This window comes from Flavobacterium aureirubrum (assembly GCF_038739835.1).
GTDB classification, from domain to species: domain Bacteria; phylum Bacteroidota; class Bacteroidia; order Flavobacteriales; family Flavobacteriaceae; genus Flavobacterium; species Flavobacterium aureirubrum.
This window is the reverse complement of sequence record NZ_JBCGDO010000027.1, coordinates 1-13,000: the sequence shown is the minus strand read 5'-3', so window position 1 is coordinate 13,000 and position 13,000 is coordinate 1. Positions and strand designations below refer to the sequence as shown.

Sequence of the window (13,000 nt, the reverse complement as noted above, 5' to 3'; positions counted from 1 at the left end):
AATACAACAATACAGTACAAAATTAACCATTAACCAAAAAAAAACCATGAGTACAGAACAAATTAAAACCAATTGGGCACAATTCATTCCATTAGTAACGGTCTTTTTCTTTTGGGGATTTGTAGCTGCTAGTAACGATATTTTAATCCCTGTTTTTAAAGAAGCATTCGATTTATCACAGGTAGAAAGCCAGTTGGTTTCCTTGGCATTTTATATTGCCTATACTGTTGGTTCGCTGTTATATTTATTGATTTCGTATTTGACCAAAGGCGATTTGATTAACCGTATTGGGTACAAAAACTCCTTAGCGTTAGGATTACTGATTTCAGCATTAGGAACCTTGTTGTTTTATCCTGCGGCAAACACAGGTTCGTTTCCGTTGATGTTGTCGGGTTTGTTTATTGTGGCACTTGGTTTTTCGTTGCAACAAACGGTAGCCAATCCGTTAGCGATTGCACTTGGACCAATTACTACAGGTTCACAACGATTGACGATGGCTGGAGGAATTAACAACCTTGGCACAACGATTGGACCGCTAATTGTGAGTTTCGCTATTTTTGGTTCGGCTACTTCTGGAAATACAGAAATGAGTATCGAGAGTGTAAAAATTCCCTATTTGGTTCTGGGTGCTGCTTTCTTATTAGTAGCTATTTTATTGAAATTCTCTTCCTTGCCAGACAAACCCGCTGCAATTGTAGAATCCGAAAGCGACACCAATAGCGCTAGAAGTTCGGCGTTGAAATACCCACAATTAGTATTGGGAATGATTGCCATCTTTGTATATGTTGGTGTAGAAGTTTCTACAGCAAGTAATCTTCCTGCGTATATGGAGAAAAACTTAGGCTTTTTAACTAAAGACATTGCGCCTTATATTTCCTTATACTGGGCGAGTTTGATGATTGGTCGTTGGACTGGTGCTGTAGAAGCGTTTACCGACAATATGAGTACACAAAAAATATTGCGTTTCATTGCGCCTTATTTAGCCTTTGGTGTGTTCTTATTAGTTAATGCTATTGCCAAACACGATTTAACGCCGTTCTATGTATATGCTTTAATCATTTTAGTATTGATTGCGGCAGATATTGCCAGCAAAGGAAACCCTGCACGAATGCTATTGATTTTCTCTGGTTTGGGTATTGCCGCTTTACTAGTTGGAATGGCAACCGATGGCATGGTGAGTGTGTATGCGTTTACTAGCGTTGGTTTATTTTGCAGTACGCTTTGGCCTTGTATCTTTACCTTAGCCGTTAGCGGATTAGGAAAACACACCAGCCAAGGCAGCAGCTTTTTGATTATGATGATTATGGGTGGTGGTTTTGTGAGTTTACTACAAGGTTATGTGGCAGATATTGCTACTATTCAATCGAGTTATATAGTTGGCGTGTTGTGTTTTGCCTATCTAGCGTTCTACGCGTGGAAAGTAAGCGGTATTCTAAAAACACAAGGCATTACGTTTGACAAAAAAGTAAGCGGCGGACATTGATTTTAGACTGCTTAGAATTTAGACTTCTTAGATTTTTAGATTAATAAAGAAACCCTGTTAGTGATAGCAGGGTTTTTTTGGTTTAATTATGGCACAAAGTCGGGACACTTTTCGCAGCTGGGGGGCAAAATGAAAATCAAATCTTGTCAATTCTTTTAGATCTCAAATAATTTGAAAAAAATAGTGCTAAAAATATTCCGAAAACAAACATTTTAGTTCCGTAACTTTTTGTAGTTGTTTGAACATTTAATAAAAAGTACAATAACAAAATTAGAGTTGGTATAAAATTTAGGATTACTTTTTTTTTGGTAACAAGCAAATCAACAATGAGTAAAATTATACTATTCAAAATTGATATTACAAAAAATGGAATTCCTTTAGCAAGTATAAGCCAAAAAAATCCAGAAATTCCGCCTTCAATTGCCATCAATAGAACTGAAATTGTAATTAGAAGCATAAAAGTCAAAAAGAAATTTAAAAAGAATTCTTTAGTTACCATTTCAAAATTAAGTTAATTGTATCAGTTTGTCTTGTCCTGAAATAGGTTTATCCCGATAGCGCGGATTTGCAATCCGTGCCCGCAATCAGCTTCAAAACAAATATAACCAAATAAACCATAACCCAAAAAATAGTTGCTTACATCAAAAGTAACTATTCCACTAAAAAAAAAGCTCTTTTTAACTCCTATTTGGGTTGGTTTTTAGGTTAAAAAAGATGGTTTTTGGTGTTTATGGTGGCACGAAGTTAGTGTAGTTTCCTTTCAGCATACCATGTCACGCTCGTGCCCTATATGTATGAAGCTCTCAGCATACTATGCCCGCTGGCGCAGATTTGCAACCTTTCAACACCATCAAAGCCGCACTCCGTCAGTTTCTGGCGGAGCCGTCTACTCGATTATAAACAGTTTTTTATTCTATTTTTCCCCAAGTTGTGTTAAGAATAGTTCTGTCATATTTTAACATTGGCTTTGGTTTCTTTGTTGTAGGATCGACTTCATAGAGGAAAGGAACATGTGTTTTTCTATCAGGTTTTTTACTAGGAATTACTTTTATTTTTTGTCCGATACTATACTCTTTATAGTTCGAGAGATTTAATACTCTTATTGTATCTCCATTTTGAGTTTTAACAATTGACATCGACATGCACTCAGACAAAGATTTACGATTAGTTTTTACACATTTAGCATGAACAATAATTTCACCAACAAATGAGTCTTTAATTTCAAAATATTTCCATTCTTTTTGAGTTAATTGAACGTAATTAAACACTTTAGCATCTTCTGTAGTGTTCTGAGAAAATACAGAATAACTAACTAAAAATAAGAGTCTTAAAAAATATTTTTTCATAAATTGTTTATAACTTGTTTATAGGTGTGATAAAATCAGACCTATACAACCATATTTGGGTAGATAGGTCTGACTGGTATCAGACTTTTTCGCTTTTGTAAATATACATATAAATCTTATAAATCATCAAAAGGACTTTTGATTTGTTGAATACTTTTCGTACTTACATCAGTATATATTTCAGTTGTTTTACTACTACTATGACCTAGCAAATCTAAAATATACCTTAAATCTGTACCCCTCTCAAGTAAACACCTCTAACTACCATCCACTCACTACCGTCAGAGGCGCACTCCGTCAGTTTCTGGCGGAGCCGTCTACTCGATTAGCAGTAGTTGTTTAATTTAACCACCAATTCTGTATGCATTGAATACAGTACGATTTTTTGATGTACTGTAGCTCATAAAACTAGTATCGTGATTAATGATAGTGTAAATTGCGTAATCGCCTTCTGTGCCAACATATAATTTATTGTTTATAAATTTCCAATTGGAAATTATTACGCCACCACTATCAAACTTTAAAGTAAACTCTCCAGAATCAGAAAACGTAAATATAGAATTTTCATTACTCCAACGTCCAATAAAAAAGTTTCTATTTATAACAGGCTTTTCTGTTTTTGTCTCTACCACAATTTCTTCGGATTCTGGAACGTAAACCGCTGTTGTGTCAGCAATTTCCCAATCTTCAAAAGTAGTTTCTGTGAAGTTATTTATATAGTCAGAGTTTTCTAAAATTAGAAAGTGATATACTGTACTTGTAGAACTGAAATCATCTTTTTGTGTAGAAATACTAATCATAAAAGTCAATGTAGCTCCTTGATATACTTTTTTTATATTCCCTCCATCAATTTTGCTATCTAATAATTTACAGCCTAATGATTTAATTCTTGTCAAAAATAAATTATATTTATCTTTTTTATGCATTTGTATATTTATCCTTTTTGTAGTAGAAGTTTCCGAATATATATAATTTATAAAAGATTCTGCTTTATCTTCAAATGAAGATTGTTTGTAAGCAAACGTAGCTTTTCCGAGATTTTCATATCCGGGTTCATTTCCTTTTATAAAACTCCATCCTTTTAGAGTTAATGTTTCTTCCAGATTTGCTAATTTCTTTTTTCTTAAACTTATTAAATCATCTAAAGTTAAATTTTGTGAAAACGAAATTAATCCTAAAAGAGACAATGATAGTATGTATAATTTTTTCATATTTAAAGTTTTTTTGATTTGAAAATTGCATTTAATTACTAATTCTGCTCTACAATTACCGCCAACTTGTTTATAGGTCTGATAAAATAAGACCTATACAACCATATTTGAGTAGATAGGTCTAACCACCATCAGACTTTTTCACTTCAGTAAATATATAAAAAATGGCACAACCCACCAAACACCCTTTCAATCCCTCCAATAACTATACTATATAGCCCCAACACTTCGCAATAAACGAGGTCAATTTTTGGAATTATTTTAATCCCGAAACTTCGGGATAGTTTTTGCAGGGTCGTGCAACAGTTACGGCTGTTAGCAGTAGTTTTTTTTTAATTTTCCAACTTTAATTTTTCAGGCACTTTTAAAATTTGTCGCTGCTTTAAGTATTCTAATTTATTATATGGCCCGTAAATATTCGAATATTTTGCTTTTTGTGTTAAGCTGTCATATGAGTAAATCTCTTTTTCTCTTTTATTTATTATCCAATATTGTCTAAAAACTTTATCGTTGCTTATAATTTCTTTTCTATCGCTATCGGTATAAACTATTTTCTTCATTGGTGGCAAACTATCTGGTGGCGATTGAATTGCAATAATAAAATTACTGTCGAATTTACAGTCTAAAATATAAGCCTCAATTTTTTGTATATTCATTGAGTCACAAATTGAAACAGTATATCCGCCTTCGTCTATAAATAATTTATAACCATTGCCCAAACTATTATTTACTTCATTACATCCAAGCACAAGACTGACTAATAGTATTCCAAGTATTCTCTTCATAAATAAATTTCTGTAATATACAGGTGTTTAAAATTACTGCCAACTATCTTATAAACAATATAAAACTTCGCTTATACATACAAATAGGGGTAGATTGGCAAAGTTTTATATCGTTTTTAATCTCAAATATAATTATTAATTTATCACAACCCACCAAACACCCTTTCAATCCCTTCAATAACTATACTATATAATCCCAACACCTCGCAATAAACAAGCTCAATTTTTGGAATGATTTTGATCCCGAAACTTTGGAATACTTTTTTAAAGGGTTGTGCAACATCCTCGGCGTGCCCGATTTAATAGCCAAACTCAAAGCCTGGAACTCACCCTACAAGAGAAATGTCTTGTTTTTGATAAAAACGACCTATATAAAACTGTTTTTAGCCACAATTCTTTTTAAAACCAGTCAAAGTAAATCAAAAATCAGCATGGCTTAAAACCCGTTTATAGCAGTTTTAAAAAGTAAAACAATAGAGAAAAAGGAGTTTTTTCACAGCCTGACGTTTTGCAGCTACTTGTAGTTTTTTGCTATGTCAAGTTACGCATTTGAGCGTTAACACGCAAAAAATTACAAGTAGGTGCTGTTATAGGTTGCCAGCCGCACTTAGCTTATTAAATTTCTCATCAATTTTTTTTCTGTCGTGGTCCAAAATTAAATGATTTAGTTTTTCATATATTGGTAAAAGAGTGTCCTTGTCAGCGGCTAATAAATCGCAGCCACGGTCATCATACATATTAAAGATTGTTTTTCTGTCAAGATTGATAAAATACACTTCTTCAAATATTGCTTTACCCGAGGTCGGAAAGTCTTTATAAGAAATTCCTTTTATAATGTTTTGAGAATTAATGTCTGATGTCACCGTTTTTATTATTGCTCTGTTCCATTTCTCAATGTGCCATTCAGGTGGATAGGGTCTGAATAGTTTTTGAAAGTCGATTTCTTTTGGATTACTTATTTGTCGGAATAAATAATTTTTCGGTCTAATTTTGCTACGGTTAAAAGTCGCCCGCTGAATAACAACATAAACGTTGTCGTTGTCGCCAAAAGCCGCATTAAATATTGTCGCTGCTCGGTCACGAACGTTATTAAAATACTCGGCATTTTCAGTGTCAGTTTGAAGGTCGAACCGAATACTGATTGGATGATTATAAAAAAGTGGAGCGACTAATTTCAGTCCGTTAAAATTGTCTTTAAGGAATTTCTCTAATTTATGTTTAAGTCGTTCTGTCATTGAATGTCTGTCCGGCTGGTTACCTATAACTTGTATATACCCGCTACAAAGTAGCGAATATACACCCAAAACAGGGTGGATAGGCGCTATTGAATAGCGTATTTGTTTCAAAAATAGAAATAAAAGTTGTATTACAAATCATCAAAAGGACTTTTAATTTGCTGGATACTTTTCGTACTAACATGAGTATATATTTCAGTTGTTTTACTACTACTGTGACCTAGCAACTCTAGAATATACCTCAAATCTGTACCCTCTCGGCTAAACACCTTTAACCACCATCCGCTCAGTACCGTCAGAGGCGCACTCCGTCAGTTTCTGGCGGAGCCGTCTACTCGATTGTAGGTAGTGCTTTTATGCAGGTCTTGCGATTAAATAATTGGTTGAATTTATTATGATTTCGTTGTATGTAGTTAGATTTGATTTGCCTGTATTTCTTCTGATTTTTCTTAAAAATTCATACGGTTCTATAAAATCTCTATTTCCCAATAAACTTTGAACATATTTTTTTCTTGATGATAAACTTTCATGTGCAATATAATTTCTTAAAATCTTCATATTATTGAATTCATTGAAATAGTTTACGTCTCTTGTAATTATTTCAAAAGGATTCACTACAAATATATGTTCTGAAAGCTCAATAATATTTTCATAGTAATTTATGTATGCTTTGTTTTTCGTTCCAATCACACCATTTAAATGATTGTCATCTACAAATGGTAATTTTCGTTCAGGACAAAAATCAAATGAACTATTTTGACCAGTACAATAGTATATAAATAAATCAGATGTGAATTTTTCAAACTTAATGTAAATTTTAAAAAAAGCCATTTCTAACAATTTTGGATTGTCAGATTCTGCTAAAATTCCATTCCAATATTCTATTTCATCAATAACTAATGAATTATCCATAATTATTCACACATTACATTACACAAAATTTTTATTCTTTCAGTTCTTTCTGCAACGCTTGTAGTTCTAGTTTTGTGAAATTTTTCAAAGTTTAAATACTTACGTATATCATTTTCATCTAAAAACTCTTTTTCCGAAAGTGTTTGAAGTAATTGAGCTTCAAAATTCATAAGTTTTGCAACAAGTATATTGATATTATTAAAAATATTTTGGTTCGAGAAATCATTACATACTGCAATGTCTTCATGTTGTATTTGTGATAATTGAAAGTTTAAAGCGCAGAAAAGTGTAAATAAATAGTTCTTTCTATGGAATAATTTTGTTTCAAATAAAGGATTTTCAAAAATTTCATTTAAAACATAAAATATGATATTTAATCTTTCTTCTATTTCATCAGCTCGTTCAAAAACTTTGTCATATTGTTTATAATTTTTATCAAATTTGGTAGCAGTATCATTAACAATACCTTCCAAAAGATGAATGATTAATGAATTGAAAAAATCTACATCAATCATTCTTGAAAATTCCTTATCTTTAAAAGTGTTGTTATTTATTAGAAAACTTTTAAATTCCGAAGATTTTCGATAGACAAATACTTTAAATTCTCCTGTAAATTGAGCATTTCTTAATTCTTGTTTATTTAATGCCATATTATTTGTATTAAGCCTTGCGAACATTTCGTATATTTTGGCATCTTCTTTAAGCTTAATTATTTCTACTCCAATGTTATAATGTAGAATCTTTTCTTTTACTTCGTCTGATAATTCACTATAAAATTTCTTTCCATATTCAACATTATGAGAAGGTAAAATTGAAAATCGGTCTTCTGTAAACTCAATTATACTTCTAATTCTTTGTTGACCATCTATTATCTCTCTTGTAGTTTTTCTTGTATTTGTATCAATACTTTGACGTAAAAATATTTGAGGAATAGGGAAACCTCTAATAATTGTATCAATTAAATATGATTTTGCATTTGGTCCCCATACCGCATTTCTTTGATATTTTGGAGATAGAGTTAATTCGTCATTATCATACCAATTTAAAAAATCGTTTATGCTATATGATTTTGTATCTTTTATGTCTGTCATAATTATATTTTTTGTTTTTACACGATTCTTCGATAGCATTACCTACAACTTATATATACCCGCTACAAAGTAGCGCATATACACCCAAAACAGGGTGGATAGGCGCTATTGAATAGCGTATTTGTTTCAAAAATAGAAATAAAAGTTGTATTACAAATCATCAAAAGGACTTTTGATTTGTGGAATATTTTTCGTACCAACATGAGTATATATTTCAGTTGTTTTACTACTACTATGACCTAGCAACTCTAAAATATACCTTAAATCTGTATCCCTCTCAAGTAAACACCTCTAACCACCATCCGCTCAGTACCGTCAGAGGCGCACTCCGTCAGTTTCTGGCGGAGCCGTCTACTCGATTAGTGGTAGTCGTTTTTTAATATGTTGTTCCGAATTTCGTTTCAATTTTGTTTTCGTGAATAATTTTAGTCATAGTATAGCCACCTTCTGTGTATGAACCATTCGATTTTATTCTTTTTCCATCTTCAAAAATTACTGCTATTTGATATGAACTTTCGCCAGGAGAATTATATGAAATATTTGCATTTTGATTATTCTCCAAATTTTCGATTTTATATGGTTTTTTACTATGTTTTAGTTCCACTGATTTTATAAGTTTTCCACTTCTGTTTTTGACAATTACACAAACATCACCTTTAGCTAAATTTTCGCAAGTTGTGTTCGAGTTATTACAAGAAAAGATTAAAAATATAGAAAAAAATAAAAATGAAATTGATATTTTATTACTCATTATACATCTGATTTTATTATGTTTATGTTTCATTTCCACGATTTTTTCTACGATTACCACTAACGTTCCCATGCTAGAACTCGTGGCGGCTTGGAAACCGAGTTTTTTCCACCAAGTAGGAGCGAAGTTAGGAAAAAGAAACGGACAATTTACCGAAAAATTAGCCATGAAGTTTTAGCATGTGTTACCGGCTGTTTTTCTTTTTAAAACAGAATTTGATTTCACTCCAAATCGGTTAGATTATTTGCATAGATAAGCATAAGAACCAAAACTCAGTATTGCGCTTATAAAAAAAATAATACTAAGTACTATGCTATCATATTTACCTGTTACAATCTTAATTTTATTTTTCACTTTCTTAACATCATAAAAGTAAAAAAGTGTAGCCATTACAATTAGTAAAAATATTACAAGCCATATTGGTTTAAGTGGTTTTATTTCAAAAAGTATAGAAATCATATTCCATAAAAACACACATAAATTGTTATAAATGAAAGCTAGAAAACTATAGACATACATCTGTGGATTACCAACTTTAACTACATTTTGGTAATAGCTTGTAGAGTACATCCAATCAGCAAAATTCTCCACAAATTTTAATATTCTTCTCATTGTTGATTTTATACGATTTTCCACAAAATAGCCGGTAACGTCAAACTGTGAAAAAACCTCCACAATCTCTTTTTCAAATATATTAAAATACCTGTAAGAAAACAAGCCTGTGATTTTGTTTTGTGTTTTTATAAAATTAAAATCTCATAAGGGGAATGGTATAGTACTGCAAAAAGCGCACTCCGTCAGTTTCTGGCGGAGCCGTATACTCGATTAGCGGTTGTGTTTTTATTTACTTTTAGAATTCAATTGTTGAGTTTTTTTGCCAACAATCTATACACATTGTAACTCCACTTTTACCTAACCGTTTCATTTCTTTCGGATTGAATTCTAGTCCACATTGTTGGTCATATTCATAGTTTAGCCAGAATGTTATATGCTTTTTCTTAATTCCTATTTGTTTTAGTTCGGCAAATTTTGGTTCAATTATATCTAAAAAATTATTTATGAAATCATAATACGGCGTTTCTAGGTCATCTTCATCAAAAGTATAAGTCCATAAACTATATAAATTTTCATCTTTTTTTTCGGTATCAAATTCCGTTGGCTTTACTCCAAGAATTTCAGTTATTTTGGAATAAGTTTCAAAATTGTTTTTGCACGCAATATGTAATCTATAATATTTCATCTTTTCCGATTGGTTCTTTCAACATAACCGCTAACTTGTATATACCCGCTACAAAGTAGCGCATATACACCCAAAACAGGGTGGATAGGCGCTATTGAATAGCGTATTTGTTTCAAAAATAGAAATAAAAGTTGTATTACAAATCATCAAAAGGACTTTTGATTTGTGGAATACTTTTCGTACTTACATCAGTATATATTTCAGTTATTTTACTACTACTATGACCTAGCAACTCTAAAATATACCTCAAATCTGTACCCCTCTCAGCTAAACACCTCTAACCACCATCCGCTAAGTACCATCACAGGCGCACTCCGTCAGTTTCTGGCGGAGCCGTCTACTCGATTGGCAGAAGTCTATTTTATTATTTAACATTTCTAACACATCTAACATAATTTCTCACATAAACCAAGTCACCTTGAGGTCCGAATGAAATTGGATAATTAGCGTGCTGCAAGTATTTCAAATCGCTTCTTACAGCACCGGTGCCGTGGGCATCAACATACTGTCCATTAAAAAAAGCGGATGCTTTTCCAAAGCAAACATAGGCTGCCTGGTTTCCTGGTTGCGGGCCGTCAAGCAACGTAGTTGACGACCAATAGTATGGATAGTTTAATGTACCGTTAGGATTGTTGCGCCTACTGGTTTGAAATAGCTCTGAAATACTAGCATTCCCTGTTTCATCAACTTGGTTTTCATAGACGACCAAACTTTGTAATTCTTTTATGGTCGGAAGGCGCCAATCGTTATGGTCAACCAGATTCAAATTTCTAGCATATTCTAGAGCTGATTTCCAATCAAGAGCAATTTTACTATCTTCTTTTTGCCAAATTAATCCGGTCGCTTCATCTGTTATTGTTCCGTCACCATTGTCAATAAACTTATTGTAACCATAATATAGATTACCTCTTACAAAACGAAAGTGTAGTTTATTAGGCAGTCCTGAAAATGGTTCAGTAATGGGATATGCCTTAATACGTCCATCAATAAAATTGACACCATATCTTGACTTATCCTTTCCCATTGTCAATGACTGGCAATCGGTTGACGACCATGTTTGTGCATCTATTTCCCTTTCTCCAATAGCAGTATTGCCTAATGGTTGGTTAAAATATGTTGTGTCTATAAATAAACGAATAGATTTATCACCAAATACTTGACCAGTGTAGTCAATCAACGAGAAAAGTTCTTTAATGCTGGGAATTCGCCAATCATTGTATTTGCCTGCATTAATTTGACTTAAATTGACTTTCACGTCTTCCAACCTTAGTTTAGGTGTTAAATTTTTTGTCCACATTAAACCTGTAACCTTATCTGTAATAGTACCATCTCCATTGTCAATAAAATTATCAGATACATCATAATTTTTAGCATCTTGGATAAAAAATACAGATTGACTTTTGGGATTACTTATGACAGAAATTGTATCGTAATATTTATAAACTCCTGTGTGCCTGATTTTATATCCACCTGTAATACCATTTACATTTACTTGATTAATATCAGTTTTTTTACACCCGCTAAAACCAAGTAAAATAAATATCAATATTTTTAAATACATATTCATCGTTTTTCATTTTTAGATTTCTGCTAACTTCTATATACCCGCTACAAAGTAGCGCATATACACCCAAAACAGGGTGGATAGGCGCTATTGAATAGCGTATTTGTTTCAAAAATAGAAATAAAAGTTGTATTACAAATCATCAAAAGGACTTTTGATTTGTTGAATACTTTTCGTACTAACATGAGTATATATTTCAGTTGTTTTACTACTGCTAGGACCTAATAACTCTGCAATATACCTTAAATCTGTATCCCTCTCAAGTAAACACCTCTAACCACCATCCGCTCACTACCATCAAAGGCGCACTCAGTCAGTTTCTGGCGGAGCCGTCTACTCGATTAGCGATAGTGTTTTAATTACAATACTTCTTGATTATATCATATGCTTGAGCTAAACCTAATTCTCCAGATTTACTTAAATCCAAACACCCTGTATCTTTTTGTCCAAGTTTAATCTTTGCGATACCTCGATTAAAGTAAGTTAAGTCTATATCGTAATGCTCTAATGCCAAATCATAATCACTGATCGCTCCAATGAAATCGTGAAGCATAAACTTTGCATTTCCTCTATTAGATTGAATCTTTGCTTTTTGCTCTTTATCATAATCATTTGTAAACTCAGGATCAGTTCGTGGCTTATTTATTTCTTTTTCAACTTCTATTAATGCGAGATTATAATCATTAATTGCGCCTCGAAAATCTTCTAGCTTAAATTTTGCAAGACCACGATTATTATATGAATAATTAGTAGGATTTAATTCTATTGATTTGCCATAATCTAATATAGCACCTCTAAAATCATTTAATGCAAATTTTGCATCAGCTCTATTCGCATATATACTTTCTTGTTCAGGTGATAAATTGAGTGCTTTATTGAATTGTAAAATCGCTTCTTGAAAATTGCCAAAAGCATATTGTCTAATACCTTCACTGTAATAACTATTTTCGAAGCTTAAATCTTCTCCCAATAAATCTTTCTCTTGTATAATATTCTGCGAAAAACTTAAAAGTGGAAAGAAAATGAATAAGATTATAGTTTTCATATGTATTTCATTTTGAATGAGGATTTAACATTATCGCTAACGTCAGACTGCAAAAAAAACCTTCACAATCCTTTTTCAAATATACTAAAATACCTGTAAGAAAAACAATCTATAAGCTTGCATAATTTTTATTTTTTTATTTAAAACCATGCAAAGGGATTTGCGCGGAAGCGGAAACATATAACCCTTATTCAAAGTTGTTAATAACTTTATGATGCTTTACATAGGAACGGCTGTTACCAGTAGTTTTTATATTCTGTTTTCGATTAAAATTAAAATTAGTCCAATAACGCATATCGTCGTAATTGCTTTTTCCATACTTATCAAAGGTTTTCTT

13 protein-coding genes and 1 pseudogene are annotated in these 13,000 nt (G+C 32.1%); 2 read left to right on the top strand and 12 right to left on the bottom strand.

From position 1 onward, the window contains the following. Positions 1 to 46 precede the first annotated feature (46 nt). Together WFZ85_RS14420 and WFZ85_RS14415 are read left to right on the top strand one after the other, a co-directional pair. A complete protein-coding gene (locus WFZ85_RS14420) occupies positions 47 to 1,483 on the top strand; it encodes an MFS transporter (protein WP_342696989.1) in 1,437 nt (478 codons plus the stop codon). 326 nt (positions 1,484 to 1,809) lie between these two features. Further along, on the top strand, positions 1,810 to 1,998 hold the full coding sequence (locus WFZ85_RS14415; protein ID WP_342696988.1) for a hypothetical protein: 189 nt from the start codon (positions 1,810 to 1,812) through the stop codon (positions 1,996 to 1,998). Between the two features lie 393 nt (positions 1,999 to 2,391). On the opposite strand, the gene WFZ85_RS14410 is transcribed toward WFZ85_RS14415, so the two are convergent. The 12 genes and pseudogenes from WFZ85_RS14410 to WFZ85_RS14335 form a co-directional block, all read right to left on the bottom strand. Then, complete coding sequence (locus WFZ85_RS14410) at positions 2,392 to 2,829, bottom strand: hypothetical protein (protein ID WP_342696987.1); 438 nt, start codon at positions 2,827 to 2,829, stop codon at positions 2,392 to 2,394. Positions 2,830 to 3,173: 344 nt separating this feature from the next. Further along, entirely contained in the window at positions 3,174 to 4,040 is an 867-nt protein-coding gene (locus WFZ85_RS14400) for a hypothetical protein (RefSeq protein WP_342696986.1), read from the bottom strand. 332 nt (positions 4,041 to 4,372) lie between these two features. Then, positions 4,373 to 4,825, bottom strand: coding sequence for a hypothetical protein (locus WFZ85_RS14395; protein WP_342696985.1), 453 nt, complete (start codon positions 4,823 to 4,825; stop codon positions 4,373 to 4,375). A 587-nt stretch (positions 4,826 to 5,412) separates the two neighbouring features. After that, positions 5,413 to 6,060 (bottom strand): DUF3885 domain-containing protein, encoded by a 648-nt coding sequence (locus tag WFZ85_RS14390; RefSeq protein WP_342696984.1) that lies wholly within the window; start codon positions 6,058 to 6,060, stop codon positions 5,413 to 5,415. Positions 6,061 to 6,191: 131 nt separating this feature from the next. Continuing rightward, positions 6,192 to 6,314: pseudogene (locus WFZ85_RS14385) on the bottom strand (integrase); the annotation flags it as partial. 100 nt (positions 6,315 to 6,414) lie between these two features. Then, complete coding sequence (locus WFZ85_RS14380; RefSeq protein WP_342696983.1) at positions 6,415 to 6,972, bottom strand: hypothetical protein; 558 nt, start codon at positions 6,970 to 6,972, stop codon at positions 6,415 to 6,417. A 2-nt stretch (positions 6,973 to 6,974) separates the two neighbouring features. Continuing rightward, positions 6,975 to 8,063: a DUF262 domain-containing protein gene (locus tag WFZ85_RS14375; protein ID WP_342696982.1), complete on the bottom strand. Its 1,089-nt coding sequence runs from the start codon at positions 8,061 to 8,063 to the stop codon at positions 6,975 to 6,977. Positions 8,064 to 8,439: 376 nt separating this feature from the next. Next, positions 8,440 to 8,982 carry a hypothetical protein gene (locus WFZ85_RS14365; RefSeq protein WP_342696981.1) on the bottom strand — a complete coding sequence of 181 codons (543 nt, stop codon included), beginning with the start codon at positions 8,980 to 8,982 and terminating at the stop codon, positions 8,440 to 8,442. Positions 8,983 to 9,054: 72 nt separating this feature from the next. Further along, entirely contained in the window at positions 9,055 to 9,426 is a 372-nt protein-coding gene (locus tag WFZ85_RS14360; protein WP_342696980.1) for a hypothetical protein, read from the bottom strand. Positions 9,427 to 9,664: 238 nt separating this feature from the next. Continuing rightward, positions 9,665 to 10,054: a hypothetical protein gene (locus tag WFZ85_RS14355; protein ID WP_342696979.1), complete on the bottom strand. Its 390-nt coding sequence runs from the start codon at positions 10,052 to 10,054 to the stop codon at positions 9,665 to 9,667. A gap of 364 nt (positions 10,055 to 10,418) precedes the next feature. Then, a complete protein-coding gene (locus tag WFZ85_RS14345) occupies positions 10,419 to 11,621 on the bottom strand; it encodes an Lcl C-terminal domain-containing protein (RefSeq protein WP_342696978.1) in 1,203 nt (400 codons plus the stop codon). A gap of 352 nt (positions 11,622 to 11,973) precedes the next feature. Then, a complete protein-coding gene (locus tag WFZ85_RS14335) occupies positions 11,974 to 12,663 on the bottom strand; it encodes a tetratricopeptide repeat protein (protein WP_342696977.1) in 690 nt (229 codons plus the stop codon). Between the last annotated feature and the right edge of the window lie 337 nt (positions 12,664 to 13,000).